This window comes from Pyxidicoccus trucidator (assembly GCF_010894435.1).
Classification (GTDB): domain Bacteria; phylum Myxococcota; class Myxococcia; order Myxococcales; family Myxococcaceae; genus Myxococcus; species Myxococcus trucidator.
In genome coordinates this window covers 397,287-422,185 of the sequence record NZ_JAAIXZ010000005.1, presented here as the reverse complement: position 1 = coordinate 422,185, position 24,899 = coordinate 397,287, and the positions used below count along the sequence as shown (strand labels likewise).

The 24,899-nt window shown below is 70.4% G+C and carries 17 protein-coding genes; 5 read left to right on the top strand and 12 right to left on the bottom strand.

The window, feature by feature from the left end; translation table 11 throughout:
• Positions 1-5 precede the first annotated feature (5 nt).
• The 8 genes from G4D85_RS17620 to G4D85_RS17585 form a co-directional block, all read right to left on the bottom strand.
• A complete protein-coding gene (locus tag G4D85_RS17620; RefSeq protein ID WP_164013366.1) occupies positions 6-1,625 on the bottom strand; it encodes a ChaN family lipoprotein in 1,620 nt (539 codons plus the stop codon).
• Between the two features lie 289 nt (positions 1,626-1,914).
• The gene (locus G4D85_RS17615; RefSeq protein WP_164013365.1) at positions 1,915-3,525 is read right to left on the bottom strand and encodes a CBM96 family carbohydrate-binding protein; all 1,611 of its coding nucleotides are present in this window, start codon (positions 3,523-3,525) and stop codon (positions 1,915-1,917) included.
• A 173-nt stretch (positions 3,526-3,698) separates the two neighbouring features.
• Complete coding sequence (locus G4D85_RS17610; protein WP_205525583.1) at positions 3,699-7,154, bottom strand: Ig-like domain-containing protein; 3,456 nt, start codon at positions 7,152-7,154, stop codon at positions 3,699-3,701.
• 198 nt (positions 7,155-7,352) lie between these two features.
• Positions 7,353-7,979, bottom strand: coding sequence for a hypothetical protein (locus tag G4D85_RS17605; RefSeq protein ID WP_240359340.1), 627 nt, complete (start codon positions 7,977-7,979; stop codon positions 7,353-7,355).
• Between the two features lie 20 nt (positions 7,980-7,999).
• The gene (gene truA / locus G4D85_RS17600) at positions 8,000-8,797 is read right to left on the bottom strand and encodes a tRNA pseudouridine(38-40) synthase TruA (protein WP_164013362.1); all 798 of its coding nucleotides are present in this window, start codon (positions 8,795-8,797) and stop codon (positions 8,000-8,002) included.
• Position 8,798: 1 nt separating this feature from the next.
• On the bottom strand, positions 8,799-10,022 hold the full coding sequence (locus G4D85_RS17595; protein WP_164013360.1) for a serine/threonine protein kinase: 1,224 nt from the start codon (positions 10,020-10,022) through the stop codon (positions 8,799-8,801).
• A gap of 36 nt (positions 10,023-10,058) precedes the next feature.
• Positions 10,059-11,045 carry a class I SAM-dependent rRNA methyltransferase gene (locus tag G4D85_RS17590; protein WP_164013358.1) on the bottom strand — a complete coding sequence of 329 codons (987 nt, stop codon included), beginning with the start codon at positions 11,043-11,045 and terminating at the stop codon, positions 10,059-10,061.
• Positions 11,046-11,052: 7 nt separating this feature from the next.
• Positions 11,053-12,378: an amidohydrolase family protein gene (locus G4D85_RS17585; RefSeq protein ID WP_164013356.1), complete on the bottom strand. Its 1,326-nt coding sequence runs from the start codon at positions 12,376-12,378 to the stop codon at positions 11,053-11,055.
• 144 nt (positions 12,379-12,522) lie between these two features.
• Here G4D85_RS17585 and G4D85_RS17580 point away from each other — a divergent pair, with 144 nt between their 5' ends.
• The gene (locus G4D85_RS17580; RefSeq protein ID WP_164013354.1) at positions 12,523-13,689 is read left to right on the top strand and encodes a hypothetical protein; all 1,167 of its coding nucleotides are present in this window, start codon (positions 12,523-12,525) and stop codon (positions 13,687-13,689) included.
• A gap of 12 nt (positions 13,690-13,701) precedes the next feature.
• Positions 13,702-15,207: a hypothetical protein gene (locus tag G4D85_RS17575; RefSeq protein WP_164013353.1), complete on the top strand. Its 1,506-nt coding sequence runs from the start codon at positions 13,702-13,704 to the stop codon at positions 15,205-15,207.
• A 34-nt stretch (positions 15,208-15,241) separates the two neighbouring features.
• On the opposite strand, the gene G4D85_RS17570 is transcribed toward G4D85_RS17575, so the two are convergent.
• The 3 genes from G4D85_RS17570 to G4D85_RS17560 all read right to left on the bottom strand — a co-directional run bounded on the left by G4D85_RS17570 (position 15,242) and on the right by G4D85_RS17560 (position 19,539).
• A complete protein-coding gene (locus G4D85_RS17570) occupies positions 15,242-16,003 on the bottom strand; it encodes a MerR family transcriptional regulator (protein ID WP_164013351.1) in 762 nt (253 codons plus the stop codon).
• A gap of 281 nt (positions 16,004-16,284) precedes the next feature.
• The gene (locus tag G4D85_RS17565) at positions 16,285-16,545 is read right to left on the bottom strand and encodes a hypothetical protein (protein WP_164013349.1); all 261 of its coding nucleotides are present in this window, start codon (positions 16,543-16,545) and stop codon (positions 16,285-16,287) included.
• Between the two features lie 165 nt (positions 16,546-16,710).
• Positions 16,711-19,539 carry a fused MFS/spermidine synthase gene (locus G4D85_RS17560; RefSeq protein WP_240359339.1) on the bottom strand — a complete coding sequence of 943 codons (2,829 nt, stop codon included), beginning with the start codon at positions 19,537-19,539 and terminating at the stop codon, positions 16,711-16,713.
• 77 nt (positions 19,540-19,616) lie between these two features.
• On the opposite strand from G4D85_RS17560, the gene G4D85_RS17555 reads away from it, so the two are divergent.
• The 3 genes from G4D85_RS17555 (at position 19,617) to mrpC (ending at position 23,063) form a co-directional block, all read left to right on the top strand.
• Positions 19,617-20,591 (top strand): sensor histidine kinase, encoded by a 975-nt coding sequence (locus G4D85_RS17555; RefSeq protein ID WP_164013346.1) that lies wholly within the window; start codon positions 19,617-19,619, stop codon positions 20,589-20,591.
• A gap of 9 nt (positions 20,592-20,600) precedes the next feature.
• Positions 20,601-22,052 carry a sigma-54-dependent transcriptional regulator gene (locus G4D85_RS17550; protein ID WP_164013344.1) on the top strand — a complete coding sequence of 484 codons (1,452 nt, stop codon included), beginning with the start codon at positions 20,601-20,603 and terminating at the stop codon, positions 22,050-22,052.
• 264 nt (positions 22,053-22,316) lie between these two features.
• Positions 22,317-23,063 (top strand): Crp/Fnr family transcriptional regulator MrpC, encoded by a 747-nt coding sequence (mrpC, locus tag G4D85_RS17545; protein ID WP_163999786.1) that lies wholly within the window; start codon positions 22,317-22,319, stop codon positions 23,061-23,063.
• A gap of 245 nt (positions 23,064-23,308) precedes the next feature.
• Here mrpC and G4D85_RS17540 read toward each other — a convergent pair whose 3' ends face one another.
• Positions 23,309-24,883: an aromatic amino acid hydroxylase gene (locus G4D85_RS17540; RefSeq protein WP_164013342.1), complete on the bottom strand. Its 1,575-nt coding sequence runs from the start codon at positions 24,881-24,883 to the stop codon at positions 23,309-23,311.
• Between the last annotated feature and the right edge of the window lie 16 nt (positions 24,884-24,899).

Genomic DNA, 24,899 nt, shown 5'->3' with positions numbered 1-24,899 from the left:
CGACGTCAGCGTGGCACCGGAGCCGCTGGAGGTTCCGGCGCCACTGCGCCAGGCGTCGTCGCCTTCGGTCCACTCGGAGCCGCAGGAGGTTCCGGCGCCACCGCAGCAGGCGTCGTCGCGGGGGTAGGCGACTCATGCCCCCGCAGCGCGATGGCGGGCAGCGACGCCGTGAGGGCCCCCACGTCCAGGAAGCCGTGGAACCCGTCATCGTCGTCCAGCGTTGGAATCAACCGGATGGCTGGAGGCCCCTCCGCCGGGGCCGCGACGAGAGGCCCGGGAGTAATGCCCATGACGTCGCACTCCAGCTCTGCGTTCGGCGCCAGGTCGCAGCCCCACCGCCGTCCCTGGGCGTAGCCGACCTCCAGGACCTTCAGCGCCTTGTCGGTCTCTGCAATGTGCCGCGACATGGGGATGAAGTCCTCGTTCCAGGCCGCCTCCGCCACCAGCCGCGTGTGCGCGTTGCCCGCGAGCACGAGGAGCACATCCCGGGGACGCGCCGTGCGCGCATTGAGCACCGCCCGGGCCATGCGGGCATCGCGCGCGCTGCCGTGGTTCATGTCCGTGTCGATGGCCACCACGGAGACGGAGTGCCCGGCGGCACGCAGCGCCCGCGCCCGGTCGATGAGGTCCATCATGGCCCGGCTGCCACGGCCGTCCTGCTGGACCTTGCGCCAGAAGTCTCCGCTCAGCAGCGCATCCTGGTCCGGCGGCCCTCCCGCGCTCGCCAGGTACCGGCCGATGCGCTCCTGCTCCTTCTGCGGAATGGAGAGCCCCACCGTGACACCCAGCCCCGCCCCGGCGGCCTCGCACAGCAGGTCGCCCACGGCGGCGGGGACCTCGCGCGTGCCGAGCTGCTCGCCGACGAGCACCGTGAGCCCGGCGCGAAGCATTGGCTGGAAGCCCTGGACCTTCCGCTCACACGGCTCCTGGACCTCCTGGCGCCAGCGCTTCAGGTAGAAGGACGGGTCCCTCGCGAAGGCGTCATCGCGCGTCAGGCGCAGCGTGCCGGTGAGCGTCTCCAGCGAAGGGCGCGACTCCAGCCGCAGCGTCAGGTCCCGCTCCAGCTTCAGGTCCCGGGTGCCCTGGATGGCGCCGTCCAGCTCCACCCACGGCGCGGTGTCCCGCTCCCGCTGGGCGAGGTCCACGGGGGCGCCCTTCCGTCGCAAGCTCTGCTCAATCTGGTCCATCAGCAGGTGCTTCGGGACCAGCTCCCCGGTATGCCCGTCGTAGCGAAGCTCCGCGTCGTTGCCGAAGGCCACCCGCTTCATCCGGAAGATGCGCACGACGGACCGCCGCACGCCGAGCGGCTCGCCGGCCACGAAGTACCGCGTGTGGTCGCCGTCGCTGCTCCAGCCCCACGACTCGTAGCCAATCTGCGCGGACTTCCACTCCGTCAGGAGGTACTTCGGGTCCTCCATGGGCTTGAGCACCCAGCCATTCTCGCTCAGGAGCTTCGTGGCCTCGGCCAGCGCCCGCTCCACGGGCATCAGGAAGATGTGCTCGTAACGCGGAGCCACGAGCTCGGGCTCCTGGGCCGCGGCGAGCGCCGCCTCCTCGGGACGGGCGTTCCTCGCGCAACCCGCCATCAGCACGACGGCACAGGCCAGGGCACGACGCATCAACATCCCCTCTCTTCTCTTCCGTGGGTGCGCCTGGAAACGCCAGCGCCCCCGGAGGATATCGGAAGCGCGGGGCCCCGGCCCGACGTGCCCTCGGAGGCCGGGCGGCAGTCCACGACTGGATGGAACACTTCCGAACCAACCAGCGAAACTAGAAAACCATGAGTCCCCGCGCGAGGTCCGCATCCCCGAGCCGACAGGCTCCACCATGCAAGGCGACCTGGAGTCCCTGAAACAGCCGTGGGCCCGGAGCGCTGACTCCGGACCCATGAGGCTCACGGCAAGACGGCGCTGACTACCGGCCCGTCCAGGTGGGGGAGACCCAGGCCACGGGGTCGGTGCGGCCCTCCCTGTAGACGAGCAGGAAGAAGTACTTGCTCGTGCTGTCGTTGACTGTCGGGTTCCACGAGACGGAGGCCTGCGGACTTGCTGGGGAGTAGTCCTGCACGAAGGCGCCGTTGTCCTTGAGCAGCTCGAGCTTCGTGATGCGCTGCCCCGCGTCGGAGTCGCTGGCGGTGATGGCGAAGTCGAACGTCGACGGGCTGGCGAGGGTGGAGCCCATGATGGCGCCGTTGACCGTGTATTGAATCTGGATGTTGTCATCCAGCGCGGCATAGGTGCGGCGGTTCCTCATCGCATCGAGGATGGCCTCCTTCGTGCGGGCGGTGGCCACGACGAAGGTGCGCGCGGTGTGGCGGGTGATGCCCCAGAAGCCATGGTTGTCATTGCCGCACACGGGCGACACCTTCCAGCCCTTCTGCAGCGCCGCGAGCCAGCCGTCGTAGTGGATGTTGTCGTTGGAGTTGATGACCTCCAGCATGGTGATGACGTCGGTGATCGCCTCGTCGCGGTAGGCGAAGCTGTTGTAGCTGCCCGAATCCGGGTGGTTGAACGTGGCCACCGCGCCGGACTGGGTCTTCAGCCACGTGTAGAGCTGCTGGAGGCCCACGCCCGACTCCAGCGCATCCAGGTACGCGGGGCTGTTGATGACGTTGATGTGGCCATTGCCATCCGGACCATTGTTCTCCGAGTGCTCATAGCCCCAGAGGCCCACGTACGCAGGCGTCGTCGCATCCGTCGCCTGCTGCTTCGTCGCCACCCACGCGGCATTGGTCGCGCTGGTCGGGTTGAAGGCGACCTCCTGCGAGTGGTCCGTGGTGGCGTAGAAGTCGTAGCCCGCCGCCTTCGCCTGGCTGTGGTGCGCCTCCGGCAAGCCGTTGCGGGTCGGGTCCCCGCTGGAGACCTGGTCGCCGTGCGACGACGTGTAGCTGGTGTGCGAGTGGGTGTTGCCCCGGTAGACCTGATACGTCACGGCCGTGTCGTAGCTCACGACGAGCGTCGGCACGGTGACGCCCTCGCTCGACGTGAAGTTCGTATCGCCCGAGTAGGCGCTGTCCAGGCCGAGGGTGAAGCTGCCATTGCCGTTGATGTGGGCGCTGACGTCCCAGACGGAGACCTGGCCGGCGGTATGGCTGGACACGGTGGAGAGCGCGGTGCCCATGGGCAGGCGCGTGTTCCAGTTGATGGCCGTCTCGCTCCAGCCCGTGTTCGCCACCGCGTGGGCCGTAATCGCCCGTCCCGTCCCGGTGGTCGTCGAGCCCATCCGGAGCTGCGCGGAGATGTTCGTGGCCCCCGCCGGAAGGCCGGTGACGTCGAACTGCAGGTAGACCCACTTGCGATAGCCGGGCTGGTTGGAGGCTTGGAGCAGGTTCTGCGTGCCGAAGTTGGAAGCGGGCGCGGCCTCCTTGACCATGGCGTCGTTCACGGGCGTGAAGGTGAGCGACGCCAGCGCCGTGTTCAGCGCCACGGGCTCCCTCTCCGGCCGGGAGAAGGTAACCGAGGACGCATGCGCCACGGACGACACGGTGAGCGCGAGCCCCAGCAGGAACCCACGGGAAGCAGCCACAGAGCGGATTGACTCATTCATGCGGCCGGGAATACCCAACCGGGTTCTCACAGCGCAAGAGAATAAACGAGATTTTCCTGTAATTTAGGAATAATCCCGAGACTTCCCCCCACCCTGACAAGGCAGCGCGGCACGCCCGTGTCCACCGGGCGTGCCGCGCGCTCAGCCCCGCGTCAGTGGACGCGGCCTGCCGGCAGGTTGGAGCGAGCCGGGAAGCCCGGGACGGCGGAGGCCGCTGGCCGTGCTGGCGCGAGCAGCGACTCGCCCACCGCGTCCCGCGCCAGCGACGGAGGCACGCCGCACACCAGGGCCTTCAGGTCCACCGTGCGCCGGCCCAGGTCATTGAACACGCGAGGCGCCCCGGTGAGCGGGTCCGGAATGGGCGCTGTGCTGACCATGAACGGAGACAGGAAGGCAGTCTGGCCAGGGCTGCGCGGCCCGACGTGGAGGAAGACGGTCTGCGTCTCCCCTGCGTGGCAGCCGTTGCACGTGTTGAGCGAGAACTGATGCCGCGCCTCCGAGTCCACGCCGGGAGCGTCCCAGAAGAAGAAGAACGGGGTGAGCGCCGAGCCCCAGAGGAAGGGCTGCCCCTGGAAGAACTGAGGCACGTCATGCGTCCCGGTGAGGATGGCAGGCCGGTTCTGCAGGATGTAGTCCGTCAGCAGCGGGGAGCCGTTGAGGAAGAAGGCGGGCGTGAGCGCCACGTGCGCGGGGGCGAGTCCTGCAGGGCCGAAGTGGAACTCGCGCAGCTCCCACTCCGGCTCCAGCGCGTTCTCGTTGGTGCGCACCTGGCTGATGGCGCTGCCGAGGAAGCGCCCTCGCGCCACGAACGCCTTCGTGAAGCGATCCGTCACCGCCTGGAGCTTCGCGTTGTAGTCCGGGTGTGACACCCCGAGCCGCCCCAGTTCGTGCCAGTCACGCGACCAGCGCTGGATTTCGTCCGGGCTGCCACCGGGCAGGGTGTACTCCAGGATGACGGTGAACGGCGTCGGGTTACCCGCGGGGTCCAGGACGCCGAACACGAACCGTCCCTCACCCGCGTGAGTGCCCTCGTTCCGCAGGTCCATGCGGTTGACGATGGCCAGCAGCCGGAACGGCGCGGAGTTGAAGTCCAGGGGAGCGTTGGCACCGCCGCTGCGCGCCTCCCAGGGCCCGAGCACCAGGCCCCGCATGCCCGGCCGGGCCGGCACGAAGGTGGCCTCGATGAACTGGTCCTGCTCCCACGTCCGGAGCCAGTTGCGCACCAGCCCGGACGGGTCCGCGCCTCCGTTCATCGCCCTCATCAGGGTGCCGAAGGTCCACGCGCCAGCGCCGGTGGTGCGCACCGGGTCCTCCACCACGGACAGGGCGTTGATGAGCAGTTCCTCGGGAGCGTCCACCTGGCAGACCGCCGCGTTGCACGCGGAGGCGGACTCGCAGCCGTTTGCCGCGAGACCGTCACAGTCGAAGGTCCCCACCACGCAGCCCAGGCCACAGGTGCCGGCGCCACACACGCCGTTGGCGGAGAGTGCTCCGCCGCACGTCGTTCCACAGGCGCCGCAGTTCGCCTCGTCCAGCAGCAGGTCCGACTCGCAGCCGTTGACCGGGTTGCCATCGCAGTCCGCGAAGCCCACGGCGCAGCCTACCTCGAAGGACACGCAGACAGAGCGATTGCCCGCCGCGTCGTGAGCCACGGCGAACACCGTGACGTCGATCTGGGCCTGCGTCAGCGCCACGTGCGCGGTGCCGCTCGCATCCGCCTGCGCCACCATGCCCGGGGGCGCCACGGCGGTGCAGGCCGCGTCGGTGAACAGGCTCACCCGGCCCTGGGGCTCCGTCTGGGTGCGCACCACTCCGACGAAGGGCGAGGTGTCGATAGGGATGAAGTCCTGGGCGAACACGGGAGGCGCCGGGGCCACGGTGTCGTGGACGTAGGTGGCGGTGGCGGAGCAGTTGGAGACGTTCCCCACCGCGTCCACCGCGCGAGCGGAGAAGCCCGTCGCCGCGTTCGTGGCGACGGCCACCGAGGTGGCGAAGGCGCCCGTCGTGGCGTCCGCCGTGAGGGTGGCCAGCACCGGCGCCAGACACCCGCCGCCGGAGAAGAGCCGGACGGAGGAGCCCTGCTCCGCGGTGCCGCGCAGCTGTGGCGTCAGTGACTGGCCCGGCGAGGCCGGCGTGAAGCCCGTCAGCGAGGGCGCCGAGGGCGGAACACTGTCATGCCGGTAGCCGAGGCTCGTGGAGCAGGCAGAAACGTTGCCCGCCGCGTCCACCGCCCTGGCGGTGAAGGTGGACGTGGTGTTGGCCGTCACGGAACGCAGAGAGGAGAAGGTGTTGTCCGCCGCGACGGGCACCGTTGCGAGCACACTGCCCGCGCAGGAGGCCCCGGAGAAGATGCGTACGGAGGCGCCCGCTTCGGCCGTGCCAGAGAGAACGGGCTGGGTGCTGTTCGACGGCGACGCGGGGGTGAAGCCCGTCAACACCGGGGCGGCCGGCACAATGCTGTCATGCCGGTAGCTGAGACTCGAAGAGCAGACGGACACGTTGCCCGCCGCGTCCGTCGCGGTGGCGGTGAAGGTGGACGTGGCGTTCAAGGTCACCGAGCGCGTCGATGAGAAGGTGCCGTTGGCAGCAACCGTCACCGTGGCCAACGCCGTGCCAGTGCAGGAGGCTCCGGAGAAGATGCGCACGGTGGAGCTCACCTCGGCCGTGCCAGAGAGCACCGGCTGCGTGCTGCTGGACGGAGACGCCGGCGAGAAGCCCGTCAGCACCGGCGCGGCGGGCGCCAGGCCGTCGTGCAGGTAGCCGAGGCTCGTCGAGCACGGGGACACATTGCCCGCCGCGTCCGTCGCAGTGGCGGTGAAGGTGGACGTGGCGTTGGCAGTCACCGGCCGGACCGAGGTGAAGGCGCCGCTCGCGTTGGCCGTCACGGTGGCGACCGCCGTGCCGGAGCAGGAGGCGCCGGAGAAGATGCGCACGGTGGAGCTCGCCTCGGCGGTGCCCGCCAGGACGGGCTGGGTGTTGCTGGACGGCGAGGCCGGCGTGAAGCTCGTCAGCACCGGGGCGGCCGGCGCCTGGGTGTCCATGATGCAATTGAGGAGCTCGAGCCGACCGATGGAGACGGTCTCGATGGTCGGGGCACGGCTGTCATTGTCGTCCGTCACGTTCAGGCGGTATTGGGTGAAGCTGCCCGGTGAGGCGACCGCGTACTCACGCCGCTCGCTGCCGCCCCAGCCCACCTCATTGGGGCGCGTATCCACGACGACCCACGCGGTGCCATTCCACCCCTGGAGCGTCCAATTCCGGGGCGCCCGCGAGGTGAGCGAGCCGTTCACGAAGCGGATGGCGTAGTGGGTGGCGCGCTTCGCGCCGTCCGCCCACTGGTAGCCAAGCCACGCGGGCGTCTGTCCCACCTGGGAGAGCCACATGGAGGGTGCCGAGTCATTGCTGTCGAACGCCAGCCACGCCTCATAGCTCGAGCTGAGCACCCCCGAGCGCGTCACGTTGCCCGAGGGCAGCGTCGCGCTGGTCATGAAGGGCACCAGGCTGGTGCAGGTGAGCTGCTGGGTCCGGGTGGCCAGTGGGCTCTCGGACCCGGCCACTTCGACGGACGCTTCATCGCCCTGGCATCCGGACGTGGACGCCAGGAGCACGGCTCCTGAAAGAAAGACACTTCTGATGGCTGAGACCGATGTCATACGACGACCCCCTCTGCGGAGTGACTTGAAACACGAACCACGCGTGTTCAGTACCCGCAGGGGTCGGCCAGCCAGCGCGGAATGTGATGAAGGCGCCCGGCCCCGGGACGAAGCACGCCAGGGACGGGACGAAACTCCGGGCCGCGGTTCGGCTCAGGCCGCCGGAGTCTTGCTCGTGTCCGGGGCTTCCGGCGCGGGAGCCGCCTCGGGGGCCGGGGCCTGCGCCGCGGACTCGCGCTGCTCCAGCCGGGCCGCGCCCGCCTCCGCCGCGCGGAGGAACTCGTCGTACTCGGACTTGCGCTCCTGCGCCTTCTCCTGGGCCTTCCCGGACTGCTGCGCCGCGGCGGCCCGGCCCAGCATCACCGCGCGGGCGCTGAGCACCACGCCCACGGCGAAGGCCACCACGTTGAGCACCGAGCCCAGGCCGCCCAGCCACAGGCCCCCTGCCCCGCTCTGCACGTAGTTGAGCGCCAGGACGAACGTCGCGCCGGACACGGCCGCGCCCGCCGCCGTGGACCAGGGCTTCAGCTCCATGACGCGCGCTGCGCCATAGCAGAGCAGCGGCAGCACGCCGAGCACCCAGAGGTTCTCCAGCAGCACCGCCATCAGCACCCGCATCAGCCCGGTCGGCAGTGCCTGCACCCGCACGCTCAGCCGCAGCGTCAGCGCCACGCTCAGCACCGAGCCGCCGACGAGCGAGATGAACCCCAGCCCCACGATGAACTGGAGGCGGCGGATGCGTACGCGCAGCGGTTCGAGAACACTCGTCTTGGAGCTCACGGCCGGCAGCCTACCCCAGTTCAGCCCTCGTCCTCGTCCGCGTCCGCCGAGCCCCCCGGCGTGCGAGGAGGCGGGCCATCCCCGTAGAAGACCTCTTCCATCACCAGCCCCTGGGGCGGCGCCGTGGGCCCGGCCCGCTTCCGGTTGCGCGAGGCCAGCACCTCCGCCACCCAGGCCTCCGGCCTGCGCCCCTTCCCCACCTCCACCAGCGTCCCCACGAGGTTGCGCACCATGTGCTTGAGGAACGCCGTGCCCTCCACCACGAAGGACACCTCGTCCCCGGACTGGCCCTCCACCGTCAGGCTGCGCACCTCGCGCACCGCGTGCTTCGCCTGGCAGTCCGCCGCCCGGAAGGCGGAGAAGTCATGCCGGCCCAGCAGGTGCACCGCGGCCCGCCGCATGGCGTCCACGTCCAGCGGGGCGAATACCTCCCAGTGCGTCAGCCGGCGCAGCGGCGAGCGCGTGGCGCGGTTGCTCAGCCGGTACCTGTAGCGCTTGCCCCGGGACCAGCGGCGCGGGTCGAACCCCTCCGGAACCTCCATGGCGGACACCACCGCGAGGTCGTCCGGCAGCAGGCCATTGAGGCCCCGGACATAGGCCTTCATCGGCAGCACCCTCGGGGTGTCGAAGCAGGCCACCTGCCCGGCGGCGTGCACCCCCGAGTCGGTGCGCCCCGCGCAGAACACGGACACCTGCTCGCCCAGCAGCCGGGCCAGCCCGTCCTCCAGCGCCGCCTGCACGGACGGGCCGTTGGGCTGCACCTGCCAGCCCACGAAGCGCGTTCCGTCGTATTCGAGCGTCAGCTTCAACCGAGGCATGTCAGCGGTACTTCAGCCAAGACTCGAGCAGCTCTGAAATCAGCTTGCCCGGCGAGATGTCGTTGCGGCGCGCCGCCGCCTCCAGCGCCTCGTATGCGGCCGGGCTGAGCGGCACGGCCACCATGCGCGGCTCGGTGTGGTCGTCGCTCGTGGCCTGGGGCGCGACGGGCTCCGGCGCGGGGGTGCCCTTCACCGTGTCGAGCGCGGCCACGACGTCGGACAGCTCCAGCGCCTCCTCGGACGTGGGCGCGTTCGAGGCGCGCGCCTGCATGCGCCGCTGCTCCTCCTCGAAGAGCTGCTTGAGGAAGTTGGACAGGTGCAGCGGCGTGGGGGTGAACTCGTACGCGTCCAGGAAGGCGTCCAGGTCCTTCTGCATCTGCGCGGCCGTCTGGTAGCGCTTGTCCTTGTCGCGCTCCAGCGCCTTCATCAGGATGAGCTCCAGCCGCTCGGGCAGGTCCTCCCGGAAGTACGAGGGCGCATAGATCTTCCCCTCGGTGATGCTGCGCATCACCGCCACCTCGGACTCGCCGGTGAACAGCTTGAAGCCGGTGAGCCACTCGTAGAGCACCACGCCGAGGGAGAAGATGTCGCTGCGGCAGTCCAGCGGGGTGCCCAGACACTGCTCCGGGCTCATGTAGCTGAGCTTGCCCTTGATTTCGCCCGTGCGCGTCTGGCCCACCTGGTTGGCGGCCTTGGCGATGCCGAAGTCGAGAATCTTCACCGAGCCGTCGAAGGCGACGACGATGTTCTCCGGCGACACGTCCCGGTGGACGATGTTGAGCGGGTTGCCGTACAGGTCCACCTTGGTGTGCGCGTGGTGCAGCCCCGCGCAGACGCACGAGGCAATCTTCACCGCGTACACCAGCGGGAAGGGAATCCCGAGCGCCTCCGCCTTGGGTACCACCCGGCGCATGTCACGCCCGGCGACGTACTCCATGGCGATGAAGTGGCTCTCGGCGATCTTCCCCAGGTCGTGAATCTGCACCACGTTGGGGTGGTTGAGCTGCGCGGCGAGCCGGGCCTCGTTGAGGAACATCTTCACGAAGGCCGCATGCTTGGACAGGTGGGGGCGGATGCGCTTGATGACGACGGGCGACTCGTGCCCGTCATCGTGCTTCTGGTGCGCGAGGAAGATCTCCGCCATCCCCCCCACGGCGATGCGCTCGATGAGCCGGTACTTGCCGAAGCGGGCGGTGTCGCGCTGCTGCTGTGCCGCGGGAGCCATGACGCCTGGACATTACCCGCGCCGGGGCCCGCGGGGCTAACGAAGTTCCACCACATGCACCTTGAGAGCGGGCTCCTGTCCCGGGGGCGACGGGAAGTCGAGCGGAGAGGGGCCGAGCGAGCCCACCGCCTTCCCCTTCCGGCCCGCGAGGGCGACGCCCTCGGCCACCATGGTCTCGAAGCGGCGCGCGGGCAGCCCCGCGTGGTTGCAGCAGGCGACCAGCCGGCCTCCGGGAGTCACCACGCGCGCGGCGGCCTCCGCCAGCCGGGCGTAGTCGCGCGCGGCGGAGAAGCGGGCGGTGCGGGTGGTGGAGAAGGACGGGGGATCCGAGATGACGACGTCGAACGTCTCGCCCTTCTTCGCCAGCCGCTTGAGCCAGTCGAACACGTCCCCGGCCACGTAGTCGTAGCGGTCCACCGGCTGGCCGTTGAGGCGCGCGTTCTCCTCACCCCACTCCAGCACGCGGCGGCTGGCGTCGAGGTTGAGCGCCCGCTTCGCGCCGCTCGCGGCGGCCACCACGCCGAAGGCGCAGGTGTAGGCGAAGAGGTTGAGCACGGTGAGGCCCCGCACCCGCTCCTGGAGCCACGCGCGCGTGTCGCGCATGTCCAGATACAGCCCCACCGACAGCCCCTGCGCGGGGCGGATGAGGAACGACAGGCCATTCTCCAGCGCGGTGAGCGACTCCACCGGCTCGCCCCGGGCCGGCACCTCCGGCGCGAGCTCCTCCTTCGCCACGTTGGCCAGCACCCGCGCCTCGCGGGGACGGCGCTTCAGGTAGACGCCGCGCGGCGCCCACGCGGCCACGGCGGCGTCCAGGAGCGCCTCCTCCTCGGCGGTGGAGAGGTCGCGGTAGAGGCTGATGACGTACAGCCCGCCAAAGACATCCGCCGTCACGTCGGGGACGCCGTCCGCCTCGCCGTTCAGCACGCGAAAGGCCGTGGTGCGCGGGTCCGTCAGCAGCGGTCCCCGCCGCTCACGCGCGGCGCGAAGGGTGTCCACCAGCGGGGAAGGCGCGGCGCTCATGGAGCCCTCAGCTGCCCAGCCGCGCGCGCGTCCACACCCGGTGGAGCGCTTCCGTCGCGCCGCGGGCCAGGTCCACGTAGTCGAAGCCGAGCAGCTGGCCCTCGCGCACGCAGACGCGGCCGTCCACCACCGTCCACGCCACCGGCGAGCGGGTCATCTGCCCGAGCAGGTGCGGCGAGTAGCCCGTCTCCGGGTCCGACGGGGGCACGGAGTCGTAGACGACGAGGTCCGCGATGCTCCCCTCTTCCACGTTGCCCGAGGGCAAGCCGAACAGCCGCGTGCACAGCTCCGCGGGGCCGTTGACGAGCAGGTGGGCCAGCGAGCCGTCCACATCCGGCAGGCGTCCGGCGCGGGAGATGCGCAGCGCCCCCACCAGCGCGGCCAGCAGCTCGTCCTGGAGCGTGCCGTGGCCGCCCGTGCCCAGCCCCACCATGTGGATGCGCGCCAGCACGGCCTCCATCGGGTCCGCGCCACGCTCCAGGGTACGGAGGCCGCGGGGCGCGAGCGCCACGAAGGTGCCGCTCTCCTCCAGGCGCCCTGCTTCCGAGCTGTCCAGCGTGCGCGCATAGGCGGCGATGGCACGAGGGTTGAGCAACCCCAGCGCATCCAGCCGGGGCACCACGCGCTGGCTGTGCCGGGAGTAGGTGGTGGTGAGGTCGTCCTCGCTCTCCGCGAGGTGGAAGACGGTGGGCACGTCCAACTGCCGGCTCAGCCGCGCCACGCGGGTGAGCAGCGCGTGGTCGCACGTGTACGAGGCATGGAAGCCGATGGCCCCGCGCACCAGCGGGTGCTCCCGCCGCTCGCGGGCGAAGTCGGCGTTGGCCTCCAGCCACGTCTCCGCCTGCTGGGCGCCATCCAGGCTGTGGGTGGCGTGGCTGGTCAGCAGCCGCAGGCCCAGGCCTTCCGCCGCGCGGGCCTGGGCGGCGAGCCCTCCAGCGACGTCCTGACAGGACAGGTGCTCCACGACCAGGGTGACGCCATCCCGCAGGGCGCGGGCCGCGGCGAAGCGGGTGAGGGCCTCCACGTCCTCGTCGGCGAGGAGCCGGGCCACGCGCAGCATCCGCTCCAGCCGTTCAGCCGGCGGCATCAGCAGGAAGTGTCCGGAGGGCGGGAGGAGCTGGCCGTTGACGAGGTGCGAGTGACAGTCCACCAGCCCCGGCGCGACGAGACGTCCCCGGCAAGCGACTTCCCAGTCCCCGGGCAGCACGGGCACCTGGGCGTCCGGCGCGACGCGGCGGATGGTGTTGCCCTCCACCACCACGGCCATGCCGTTGCGGACCCGACCATCCGCGCGGAACACGGCGCAGTTCTTCAGCAGCAGGCGGCCTTCCATGAACGGGTCTGTCTTAGCACGAGCCCCGGCGGCGAAACCGGCCAGAAGGTGAAGGGATGTTCAAATTGGCTGGAATTCCTGGAGGCCCCCGCGCGTGGGGCCCGGGGGCGCGGCCCCCGCCAGGCGTGGTAGGATTCCGCCTCGATGACGCCGGTGCTTCCCGCCGCCCCTTCGCGGACCCATGCCCCCGCCCCTGGCCTGCCGGGCACCCTGACCTTCCGGGGCCTGTGGCTCTTCTCGGCGCGGGCGGATGTCCTCATCTTCGCCATCCCCCTGCTGCTCGCCCTGAGCGTGGCAGCCTCCAGCGCACTGTCCGCCCCCGCCTCCGACGCGGCGCACCGGCTGGCGGGGTGGACGGCGCAGAACCTGCTGGGCAATGCCACACACGTGGTCCTCACCTTCCTGCTCTTCGCCGTGCACCGGGACGTGCTGACGTCGGCGCCGGGTCAGCCCCGGCAGGTCCTGGCGGGGGCGCTGGCCATGCTCGCGGTGGGCACGGGCCTCTTCTTCAGCTTCTACGCGGACCGCACGGCGCACATGTACGCGGTGGCCGTCATCTTCAACGTCTTCGGCCTGCACCACACGCTGTCCCAGCACCGCGGCCTCTGGTCGCTGCACGGGCTGCGTGAGAGTGACGCCGGGCTGCCGGCCCCCGCCTCACGGGAGCGCCAGCTGCAGCGGATGTACGTGCCCCTGATGCTGACGCTGCTCCTGGTCCGCATCCTCTTCGTCTCCGAGTCCTCCGGCCCCGCGTCCTCCGCCTACCTCGACGTGGGCCAGGGCACGGTGCTGCCGCGCGAGACGCTCGCCGTCCTGCTGGCGGTGTGGATGGGCTACTTCGTGGTGCTCTTCCGGTCCGTGCTCGGCACGGGGCCCCGGAGCGGGCCGAAGGTGCTCTACCTGCTGGCCATGGCGACGGCCACGGGGCTGGCCCTGGTGGCGCCCTCCTGGGGCTACGTCATGCTGCCCGCCATGCACGGCCTGGAGTACTACGTCCTCACCGCGCGGATGCTGGAGCCGCGTCCGGGTGACACGTCCCGCCTTCCCCGCGGGCTCATCGTCCCGGCGATGATTGCGAGCATGCTGCCCCTGCTGGCCCTGGGCGTGCTGCACGGGCTGATGCAGGAGGGGGCCACGTTCGGCGTGCTCGCGAGCAACGCCACCCTGCTGAGCGCCCATCCCCTGCTGCGGGCCGTGACTTCGCTGAGCTTCGCGGTGGTGCTGGCGCACTACTTCGCGGACGCGCTCATCTACCGCTTCCGGATTCCCTCCATCCGGGCGGTGATGCTGCGCCGGCTGGGGTTCCGCTAGGCAGTGGGCTCCATGCGGGCGCGGTCCTTCCTTCTCCCCGGGCCGGCGGCCCTCCTGGCCCTGGCGCTCGTCGTGCGGCTGGGGATGTCGCCGCTCAAGCACTTCGACCTCTTCTTCCACCTCGCCGGGGGCCGCTTCCTCCTGGAGCACGGCTTCACCCGGGTGGACCCCTTCAGCGTCACGGGGACCGCGGGCTGGGTGCCCCATGAGTGGGGCTTCGGCGTGCTGTGCATGCTGCTGGTGCGCTGGCTCGGCGCGGGAGGGCCCGCGCTGTTCGTCGCCGCGCTCGTCTGCGCCAACGTCCTGCTGCTGTGGAGCGCCCTGGGCCGGGCCGCCTCCGGGCGCCGCGGGCTGGTGGCCCTGGCCACGCTGGGCCTCGTCCTCTGGGTGCACCTCCCCACCTGGAACCAGGAGCGCCCCTTCCATGTGGGGCACCTGCTCTTCACCGTCTCGGTGCTGTGCGTCCAGGCCTGGCGCGCGGGCCAGCACCGCGTCCTCTGGGTCTTCCCCTTCCTCGGCGTGGCCTGGGCCAACCTCCACGGGAGCTGGCCCCTGGGCCCGGCCCTGCTCGGCGCCACCGCCGTGGGTGCAGCGCTGGACGCCCCGAGCCCCGAGTCCCGGCGCCGCGCCCTGCGGGCCCTGGCCTTCGGCGCGGTGGCCTTCCTCGCGGCCGGCCTGGGCCCGGATGGCCCCGCCATCTACCTCTATCCCCTGCTCCACTCGGTGCTGGAGTCCACGCAGGGCATCAACGAGTGGCGGCCGCTCGGCCTGGACGAGCGCTGGAGTTGGGCGTACCTCGCGCTGGCGGGCGCGACGCTGTTCGCCGTGGGGCGGGCGCCCTCGCGCCGGGTGGCCATCCTCCTGCCCGCGGCGGTGCTCGGCATTGCCGCCATCAAGGTGCAGCGCCATGCGCCGTTCGCCGCCGTGCTGCTGGCGCTCGCCCTGCTGGAGCATGCCGTGCAGACCCCGGCGAGCGAGGCGGGCGCATCCACCCTCGGAGCGTGGAGGCGGCTGTGGAAGGGGCTCGATGACGCGGTGGCGGGATGGAGCGCCCGGGGCCGGGGTGCCCTCTGGCCCGCCCTGCTGCTGGCCGCGCTGACCGTCGTCCATGCGCGGCAGCCGACGCCGATGGAGCAGGGCGTGCTGCGCACGTGGATTCCGCTGGGTGCGCTGGACGCGCTCCGCCGTCTGCCGCCAGGCCGGGTGCTCAACCCGTTCGTCATCGGCGGCCCCATCTCGTTCTTCGCCGGGCCGGACTACAAGGTCTTCATCGACAGCCGCAATGACCCGTTCCCGCTGGCCATCCACCAGGACTACAACAAGCTGGTCTGGGGCGAGCCGGGCTGGGAGGACGCCCTCGCGAAGTACGACCCGGACTACCTCCTCTGGAAGCTGGAGAACCCGGGCAACATCCTGCTCGACAGCCTGCGCGCACGAGGCGGCTGGCGCGAGCAGTTCCAGGATGGCGACTACGTCCTCTGGGTGAGGGAGCGGCCCGCCGCGACGCGGAGTCCCTGACGTCGCGGCGGTGTGCGGGTCGCGCGGCCCCGGGCTACTCGCCGTGCCGTTCCGCGTTGGCGATGATGGCCTCCCGCAGGAACCGGGCGAGCCCGGGCCGCACCCGGTCGATGTTCTCCGTGAAGCGCTGGTCCGCCACGTACATCTCCCCCAGCCCGCGGTGCATGACGTACGAGCAGGGGTAGAACCACCGGGAGATGTGCTGCCGGTACTCCTCGGCCAGGTCCATGGCCGCCGCCTCCGTGGGTGCGCGGCCCGCGCCGAGCAGCTCCGCGAGCGACTTCTGGATGCGGTCCATCTCCTCCTTGATGGCCGTCCAGTCCTGCTTCGTGTAGCGCGACGTCCTGCGGGCGGACTCCTTGTAGGCCTCCGTGTCGCCCCAGCGCTCCTTCACCTCGGCCTCGTACTTCGTCGGGTCGAAGTCCCCGAAGGCCTCGAACATCTTCTCCTGGTCCATGCTCTTCCCCTTCTCCAGTGCGTCGAGCGCCGCATCCACGGCGCCCAGCAATGCGTCCAGCCGTGCGGACCGTTCCGACAGCAACTGCCGCTGCATCAGCAGGGCCGAACGCAGGTCAAAGGAAGGATCCCCCAGGATGCGGCGAACCTCTTCCAGCGGGAAACCCAGCTCCCGGAAGAAGAGCACCTGCTGCAACCGCTGCAGGTCCACCTGGGTGTACAGCCGATAACCGGCCTCGCTGCGCTCCGAAGGGCTCAGCAGGCCAATCTCGTCGTAGTGGTGCAGCGCCCGGACACTGATCTTCGCCAGGCGCGCCACCTGACTCACTGTAAGGGCCATATCCCTCCACCTCGGAAGAGAGGGTCTAAGGTCTCACGTCGCGTGAGGGTCAAGCCCCCCTCGCGGCGGACCTGCGGCGGGGGACCACGCGAAGCCCTGGCTGCCCGGTACTGGATCAGCGCCTCGACGGGGGAATCACCACGTCGGGTGCCAGCTACCAGGCGCAGGGGGCGCCTTCAGCCACGGCACGGCTCGCAGCGGCGAAGCCAGAAACGACTGAAGGCGCCATCCCATGGCAGATGCCAGGGGATGACGCCTCCGGAAGAACGACTCGGAACGGCTCAGTACGTGTTGTTCTGGCCGAACGTCTTCATCGTCTTCTTGTTCAGCGCGTCGTTCGACTTCACGCCGTCGTTCAGCACGTTGTCGTTACCGGCGAGGGCCGCGGCGGAGGCGCCGAACAGCTTGCGGATGTTGTCGCCGAACAGCGTGATGACGCCGATGGCGGCGATCGCGATCAGCGCGACGATGATGATGTACTCGGTCATGCCCTGACCACGGGCCTTGCGGAGGTTCTTCTTGGGAAGGGGAAGGGTCTTCATGAGAGTCTCCAGGGGGTTCAGGCGGGAAAGCGAACCCTGACTACTCAGGGTTGCAAGTACACTAGGATGGATGGCCGCCCGCCCTCCATCCGTCATCGGGAGGATGCCCGGAATCCTTAGCGATTCCCGGGATTTAGCAAAATCGTGACAGCTCCGACCCCCCTTTCAGGGGGGATTGGGGCTGGCGGCGGGGGCCGGAGCCGGGACGCAGGTGGAGGTCGGCAGGGCCTTGCAGAGCGAGGTCAGCGCCTCGGCCAGCGCGGTGTCTCCGGGGTGGGCGCCGGCCACCTCGCGGCCCAGCGCCAGCGCCGCATCGGCCTCCGCGGGCGTCCAGACGGTGCGCGTGGCCCACAGGCGCGTGGTCGCCATCTCCAGGTAGGCAGTCACCAGCGCCGGCTCACGCCCGCCCCGCGCCACCTCCGCCTCCAGCAGCGAGGCGGCCAGCGACAGGTCCTGCTGGGCGAGCGCCGCCTTCGCCAGCGCCACCGCCGCGTCGCGGCTGTCCGGGGCCAGCGCGTGCCACCGCGCCGCCACGCCGCGCACCAGGGGGTCGTCCACCCGGTGATAGCGCGACATGTTGCGGTGCAGCCGCGCCAGCTGCTCCGCGGTGGGCGGATGCTGGCGCACGTAGTCGTTGATGAGCAGCCGCGAGCCGCCGTCCGGGGCGCGCCGCTCGTCGTGGTAGCGGTCCAGGTCCCCGACGAAGAACGCGATGGGCGAGGCGTACTCCAGGATGTTGTCGTCGTCGGTGTTGATGGGGCCCTCTCCGGCGAACTCGAGCTGCCCCTGCTCGCTGTGCACCTGCTTGGACAGCAGCGCGAAGACGTCGTGGATGTCCACCCGCGCCAGGTCCTCCTTCACTGCGGGCAGGGCCATGCGCGCCGCCATGCGCTGCGCGTCGAAGGTCAGCGGCTTGCGGCTGGCCACCAGCACCAGGTCATACGGCCCCAGCCACGTGGTGGCGTGCGGGAAGGTGTCCCGCAGCGTGCGCATCACCAGCTGGATGAGCTCCTGCCGGTTCTCGTAGGTGTGGATCCACTGCACCAGGATGCCGTCGTCCGCCAGGTGCCGGTCCACCGTCTGGAAGAAGTCCCGGGTGAAGAGGCCCGACACGCCCGCCACCCATGGGTTGGAGGGCACGCTCACGATGATGTCGTACTTGCGGGGCGCCAGGGCCATGAACGTCTTGGCATCGTCCACGTGCACGTGCGTGCGCGGGTCGTCCACCGCGTTGCGGTTGGCGTCCTTGAACAGGCGCGCCGCGTCGATGACGGCCGGGGAGATTTCCACCAGGTCCATCCGCTCCACCGGGTGCGCCAGCACGCTGCCGGCGGTGATGGCGGCGCCCGCGCCCACCACCAGCACGTTCTTCGGCTCACGCGGGTGCAGCAGCGCGCCCAGGTGCCCGGCCACCACCTGCGTCTCCACGTCGCTGCCGGTGGAGGCGTCCACCTTGCCGTTGAGCTTCATGAAGCGGTGCTTGCCCGTCATGTCCGCCACCAGCACCGTGGCGAAGGTGTCGTCCTTGTAGAAGACGGGGGCGGTGTTGCGCTCCGTGCTCGCCACCAGCTTCTCGTAGCTCGGCGCCCGCTCGTGGATGCGCGGCGAGGTGATGCTGCTCAGCCGCACCGCCCAGCCCTGCATGCCGCCCAGCACCACGGCCGCCAGTCCCGCCGCCGCCGCCACCGGCCAGAGGGCGCGGACGGGGCTGGCCGGGCGTCCCGGCACGGCGGAGAAGGCCAGCGCCGCGGCGGCCAGGTTGACCACCGCCCCCGCCACGAAGTTGCCCTCCATGCCCCACCACGGCATCAGCACCAGCCCGCCCAGCACCGAGCCGGTGATGGTGCCCACCGTGTTCCACAGGTACACGCCGCCGAGCTGCCGCCCCACCTCGGACACCTTGGCCGTGGCCACGCGCGCGGCCGCCGGGAAGGCCGCCCCCATGAAGAAGGTGGGCACCAGCAGCACCACGCAGCAGAAGGCGAAGGTGACGAACTGGAACACGGACCACGTGTCCAGCGACGGTGTCAGCATCCAGCGCGCCGTGCGGAAGTAGTACGGAAGCCGGACGTACAGGGGCAGCGCCACACACAGGCTCACCACCAGCGCCACCTGCATCCGCGCATACAGCCGCAGCGAGTCCACCTTCGCGGCGCGCGTCATCAGCCAGAAGCTGCCCAGGCCGATGCCGAGGATGAAGGCGGTGAGGATGAGCGTGAAGGCGTACGTGGACGCGCCCAGGACGATGGACAGCAGGCGGATCCACGTCACCTGGTACAGCATGGACGTGAAGCCCGACAGCGCCACGCCCACCAGCGCCGCCCGCACCGCCGCCCGGGGGTAGACCACGTCCGCCGTCCCGTCCACGTCCGGTGCGGACTGACCCGGGGCCAGCGTCGGCGGGTGCTGCCGCGCCAGGGCCAGCGCCGCCAGGGCCAGGAGCACGTTGAGCGCCGCGGCCCCCTGCGCGGAGGCCGCCAGCCCCACCGCCGGCACCAGCTTCGTGCCCGCGATGAACACGCCCGTCGCCGCGCCCAGGCTGTTGACGGCGTAGAGGCGGGCCAGCTCGCGCTGGACGCCCGCCAGGCTGGAGGCGAAGTGCCGCACCAGCGCCGGCAGCGTGCCACCCATCAGCAGCGTGGGCACCACCAGCGACAGCGAGGCCACCAGCAGCCGGGGCGCCACCCGGAAGCCGTCCGGGACGGCGGGCGCCAGCACCAGCCAGAGCGAGCTCAGGGCGTCCAGGACATAGGGGAAGGCCAGGGCGTAGAGGCCCACGCCCAGCTCCAGGAGCCCGTAGAGGGCCAGGGGGTTCTTCACCCGGTCGGCTGTCCTCCCAAAGACAGATGCCCCGAGCGCCAGTCCACCCATGAAGGTAGCGAGCACCACGGCATGCGCCTGTCCGCTGTTCCCGAGGACGTTCCCGAGGTACTTGGACCAGACCAGTTCGTACACCAGAGCCGTGGCGCCCGACAGGAAGAGGAGGGCCGCCACAAGGTTCTTCGGAAGACGTGTCGTGATGGACATAGGGACAGCGCGCGACCTTACTCGGTATGTTTCAGGCCCATCAAATGAACGCCCACCTCCTGCAAGCCGTGTTGCTCGCCTGGTCTCCAAGCCTGCGGGTGACCCGTGTCGAGGGTGATACCGCCACCGTGTTGCGGCGCCCCGCCTCGGAGCTGCTGGAGCGCCCGCTCCACGCGGTGCTCGGCGTCACGGCCGAGCGCGCACGCGAGCTGGACGCCCGCGCCCGTGAAGACCGCCGCGCCGTGGAGTTCGTCTCCGCGCAGCTCGGCGGCGAGGACGCCACCCCGCTGCGCCTGACGCTGGGCCTGGACGCGGGCGAGGCCTGCGCCGGCGTGCTCGACCTGAACACCGTGCTGGAGGACGCGCCGCCGGTGCAGATCTCCCGCCTGTCCTCCTCGCTCAGCCACGAGATTCGCAACCCCCTGTCCTCCGTGAAGATGGCGGTGCAGACGCTGGCCCGGAACACCGGCCTGTCGGACCGCGACAGGCGGCGGCTCACCATCGCCAACCGCGAGATTCGCACCATGGAGCGGATGCTGTGGCTCCTGTCCGAGTACGGCCGGGACACCACGCCCAACCTGGACGCGCACCCGCTGCGCTCGGTGCTACAGGAAGCTACAGGCATGGTGGCCCCCGAGCTGGCCGAGCGCCGCATCGAGGTGCGCGTGGACGAGGAGCCCGACCTGCCGCGCGTGAGGGTGGACCCCAACCGGCTGCGCCCGGTGCTGGCGCAGGTGCTCCTCAACGTCGCCATGGGCCAGCCCGAGGACAGCCCGGTGGAGGTCGCCCTGCGCCGGGGCGGCTCGGGCCAGGTGCTGATGGTGCTCAAGGACCCCGCCGCCGCCCTCCCCCCCGAGGAGCGCGGCACCCTCTTCGAGCCCTTCGGCTCGCGGCTGGCGAGGGGGGCGGGCCTGTCGCTCGCGGCCCTGCGCCGGGTGATGACGGGCCAGGGCGGGGACCTGGCCGCCGAGGGCAGCTCCGAGCCGGGAATGGTCTTCACACTGACGTTCGCCACCTGAGACGACGCCATGGAGACCCTTCTCATCGTCGACGATGACGTCTCGCTCCTCGAAACGCTGAAGATGCACTTCGAGGAAATCGAACACGACGGCCAGCCGCGCTACCACGTGGCCACGGCCACCAGCGCGGCGGCGGGGCTGCGCGCCGCCCAGGAGGCCATGCCCAGCGTGGTCATCCTCGACATGATGCTTCCGGACCGCACGGGCCTGGAAATCATCGAGGAGATGAAGGGGCTGTGCGGGGACGCGCGCATCATCCTCGTCACCGCCTACCACGACATGGAGACGACCATCCGGGCCATGAAGGCCGGAGCCTTCGACTACATCCACAAGCCCTTCCCGGACCCGGCCGCCCTGGACCTGGTGGTGCAGCGCGCGCTGGAGTACCGCCAGCTGTCGCGCCGCGCGGACGAGGTCAACCGCGAGAATGCCGCCGCCCGCCTGGGCGACATCGTCGGCACCAGCGGCTCCATGCAGAAGCTGGTGAAGGAGATTGGCAAGGTGACGGGCAGCGCCGCCACCGTGCTGATTACCGGCGAGAGCGGCACCGGCAAGGAGCTCATCGCCCGAGTCATCCACAACTACTCGTACGACGAGGCCCGGCCCTTCATCGGCATCAACTGCTCGGCCATCGTCGACACGCTGCTGGAGTCCGAGCTGTTCGGCCACGAGAAGGGCGCCTTCACCGGGGCCTCCTCCGGCAAGCTGGGCAAGTTCGAGGTGGCCGAGGAAGGCACCGTGTTCCTGGACGAGATTGGCGACATGTCGCTGATGCTCCAGGCCAAGCTGCTGCGCGTGCTGCAGGAGCGCGAGTTCGAGCGTGTGGGCGGCGTCAAGCGCATCAAGCTGCGCGCGCGCGTCATCGCCGCCACCCACCGCAACCTCGCCGAGGAGGTGGCGGCGGGCCGCTTCCGCGAGGACCTCTACCAGCGCCTCAAGGTGATTACGCTCCTCATCCCCCCGCTGCGCGAGCGGCGCGACGACATCCCCCTCCTGGTGAAGCACCTGCTCGAGCGCATCAACGAGAAGGTGCACAAGCGCGTCACCCGCGTGCCCATGGAGGTCATGGAGCGGCTCACCCAGCTGCCCTGGCGCGGCAACGTGCGCGAGTTGGAGAACGTCCTCACCCGCGCCGTGGTGCTCGCCCCGGGCGACGTGCTGCGCGGCGATGACCTGCCCGCGCTGGAGGCCGCTCCCAGCCCGGACGCCGGCCGGCCGGCCCCAGCCGGGGCCATGTTCGCCGCCCCGGCCGTGGACGACCCCAGCCTCATCCCCACCCTGGAAGAGGCCGAGCGTCAGCTGATCGCCCGTGCGATGGCTGTCACCAAGGGGCACAAGGGTCGCACCTGCCAGATTCTTGGAATCAGCCGCCCCACCCTGGAGCGCAAGCTCCAAAAGTACGGACTTGCACAGGGCCAGGGCCCTCAAGTGCACACCTTCCCCGTGAAGGACGCTTCCTGAACATTGTCGCGGGCGCGACAGTGGGGGGCCCGGATTGAACGTTCCGTTCAACTTGATCAGACTGTTTGAACGTTCTGTTTCAGGTTTTGGACACAGAAACCCGGGTGATGCGGGGCTGTAGCGCTAAGTACCCGGCATTACTGAATGTGTTCCCCCGCTGGCACTTCATTCCTGGCTGGCACGTAACTTGGAAAAGGAAACCCCCGTCCGCCGCTGAGGCAAGCGGCCAGTCGCCCTCTTCCTTCCTTCCCCGGAGTGAATCCCATGCACGGTTTCAATCGCCCCCTCGGCCCTATCGGTTCCAACGTCGTGGCGCCGCTGCAGACGACCTCCTCCGGGATGATGGTCACCGCCAACAAGCTCATCCCCGGCCAGGAGGCCATCGACTTCAAGGGGTACTTCAAGGTCGAGTCCTTCCCCCACAACTCGACCATCTACCGCCCCGGCGACAACACGGACCGCGTGTACCTGCTCAAGTCCGGCCGCGTGCGTCTGATGCGCATCGGCAAGAACAGCACCCGCTCGGTGGTGTCCATCCTCCGCCCCGGTGACTTGTTCGGCGAGCTGTTCCGCCCCGAGGGCACGCCCATCGAGGAGATGGCCGTCGCCGCCGGTGAGGCCGAGGTGTGGAGCATCGAAGGCCGTGACTTCCGCGCCCAGCTGGAGGCCCGTCCGGCCCTGGCGGTGGACGTGGTCCGCGCCTACGCCGAGCGCGTTCGCTCGCTGCGCAAGCGCGTGCTGGGCCTGACGTTCAAGGAAGTTCCGGCCCGCTTGGCGGACACCCTGCTCACCCTGGTCGAGGCGCACGGCGAGCGCTGCCCGCACGGCGGTGAGACGGACCTGCGCGGAATCACCCAGCAGGACCTCGCGGACCTCGTCGGCGCCTCGCGCTCCTTCGTGTCCACGCTCATCAACGAGATGAAGCGCGAGGGCGTGCTCGGCAACGTCGGCCGCATCCTCTGCGTGCGCGACCAGAAGGCGCTGCGCAAGATTGCTTCCAAGGAGAAGTGAGTCACCGCTCCCTCGCGGGAGCTGATGCCAGACCTCGGGCCTGACCGCGCGGAAAACCGTGTGGCCGGGCCCGTGGCGCTTTTGCGGGGCCACGTGACGCCCCGCGCACGCGCGCTCTGAGTTGCACGAAACGTCGACGCCCCCACCCGCGAGGAGCACCGGAGCCGTGAGCCTCGGGCCCAACGCAAACGCCCTCCACTCGAGAGGAGCAGAGGGCGTCCGTGGTGCGGGAATCGGGGCGGACTTCAGGCGCGGGGTGCGCGCAGCTCCTCCACCTCGGTGCGCAGCAGCCAGTCGTCGGGGAAGTCGGTGACGGCGGCGGCGATCTGCGCCAGCCGCTCGGGCTTCACGGTGCGCGACTCACGCATCTGCCGGACCTCGCGGTAGAGCGCGGCGAGCGACGGGTGCAGGGCGTGCGCCTTGCGCGAGCGCGCCTTGGACTCGCCGTCACCCTCCGAGAACGCGCTCAGCTCGCCGAACCAGTGGTCCCACGCCTCCGGGTCCGCGGGCCCGCCCGCCACCGAGGGCAGGTGCGTGGTGATGAAGAGCCTGGCCACCGCGGGCAGCTCCAGCTCGCGACCCGCCAGCCGGCCTCGCAGCACCAGCACCTGGCCGCCGTCCGTGGCGAAGCCCTCCAGCTCCAGCCCGCTCGCCATCGACAACTTGAACGACCCGCGCTCCGGCAGCTTGCCCGCGCCAAAGGCGACCAGGGCCGGCCCGTTCCACGGCTTGCTGTCCTCGGCCTTCCCGCCACGCGAGGCGAGGATGGGGCCATCCAGCCGGACCAGCGCGGTGGACAGTCCCTCGGCCACCGCCTTCGGCGCGGCCACCATGCCCACCACCCGACCCGTCACTTCGCGGCCATCCGCGAGCACCAGGTGGTTGACGGTGCGGGCGCGCAGCGCCTGCTCCAGCCCGTAGTCCCCACCGCGCTTCCACGCCAGCGTGGACTCGAACTCGCGCAGCACCTCGAAGAGGTGCTCGAAGTCGCGCGCCACGAAGAGCTGCGGCTGCATGCGGGTGATGTCGAAGTCCGTGTCCACGCAGCCCACGCTCAGCGGCAGCTTCGTCACCGTCGGGGTGAGGCAGTGGTGGGCTTCACCGATGCTGGACAGCAGGCCGGCGCCGTAGATGCGCGGACGCTCCACGTCGCCGATGAGGCCGTACTCCGCCGTCCACCAGTACAGCCGCGTGGCGCGGGTGCTCTCGCTGACGTAGCGGCGGCTGGCGCTGGCCGCCTCCAGCCGCGCCTGCGCGTGAGCCTGCTCCTCCTCGCTGGCCTCCGGGTCCTCCTTCACCACGGACAGGTTGCGGATGGCCTCGAAGACGGCCTGGTCCTCCACGCTGGCGATGGACTTGAAGCCCACCATCCCGCACCCCTTGACGTACTCCGCATAGCGGCGGTTCGCGATGATGGGGGCGTGGCCCGCGCTCTCGTGGACGATGTCCGGCGCGGGCGTGTATTCGATGTGCTCGTGCGTGCGGATGTCCGCGGCGATGGCCAGCACGCCCAGCGCCTGCAGCTCCGTGAAGACCGCGGGCGGGATGAAGCCACGCACGCCCACGCAGGCCCAGCCCAGGCGGGCGAGCTTCTCGTTCATCTCATCCAGGCTGGGGATGGACTCGGCGCCGATACCGGTCGCCTCCAGGCCCTCCAGGTAGACGGGGTGCGCCTTGTCCGCCAGGTGGCCGCGCAGCTTGCCCAGGATGTTGCGCCACACGGCATGGTCCCGGGCCGTGTACGCCGCATAGTCCTGGCTCACCACGTACCGACGCAGGTGGGCGGGAAGGCGTGCAATCGTCCGTTCCGTGGCTGTCATCCTTGTGCACCTCTGG

Coding starts and splice junctions, on each gene's coding strand:
- G4D85_RS17570 (WP_164013351.1), bottom strand. CDS start 16,003: ATGGCCCTTACAGTGAGTCAGGTGGCGCGCCTGGCGAAGATCAGTGTC.
- truA (WP_164013362.1), bottom strand. CDS start 8,797: ATGCCTCGGTTGAAGCTGACGCTCGAATACGACGGAACGCGCTTCGTG.
- G4D85_RS17620 (WP_164013366.1), bottom strand. CDS start 1,625: ATGTTGATGCGTCGTGCCCTGGCCTGTGCCGTCGTGCTGATGGCGGGT.
- G4D85_RS17540 (WP_164013342.1), bottom strand. CDS start 24,883: ATGACAGCCACGGAACGGACGATTGCACGCCTTCCCGCCCACCTGCGT.
- G4D85_RS17555 (WP_164013346.1), top strand. CDS start 19,617: ATGAACGCCCACCTCCTGCAAGCCGTGTTGCTCGCCTGGTCTCCAAGC.
- mrpC (WP_163999786.1), top strand. CDS start 22,317: ATGCACGGTTTCAATCGCCCCCTCGGCCCTATCGGTTCCAACGTCGTG.
- G4D85_RS17565 (WP_164013349.1), bottom strand. CDS start 16,545: ATGAAGACCCTTCCCCTTCCCAAGAAGAACCTCCGCAAGGCCCGTGGT.
- G4D85_RS17590 (WP_164013358.1), bottom strand. CDS start 11,045: ATGAGCGCCGCGCCTTCCCCGCTGGTGGACACCCTTCGCGCCGCGCGT.
- G4D85_RS17580 (WP_164013354.1), top strand. CDS start 12,523: ATGACGCCGGTGCTTCCCGCCGCCCCTTCGCGGACCCATGCCCCCGCC.
- G4D85_RS17575 (WP_164013353.1), top strand. CDS start 13,702: ATGCGGGCGCGGTCCTTCCTTCTCCCCGGGCCGGCGGCCCTCCTGGCC.
- G4D85_RS17595 (WP_164013360.1), bottom strand. CDS start 10,022: ATGGCTCCCGCGGCACAGCAGCAGCGCGACACCGCCCGCTTCGGCAAG.
- G4D85_RS17550 (WP_164013344.1), top strand. CDS start 20,601: ATGGAGACCCTTCTCATCGTCGACGATGACGTCTCGCTCCTCGAAACG.
- G4D85_RS17585 (WP_164013356.1), bottom strand. CDS start 12,378: ATGGAAGGCCGCCTGCTGCTGAAGAACTGCGCCGTGTTCCGCGCGGAT.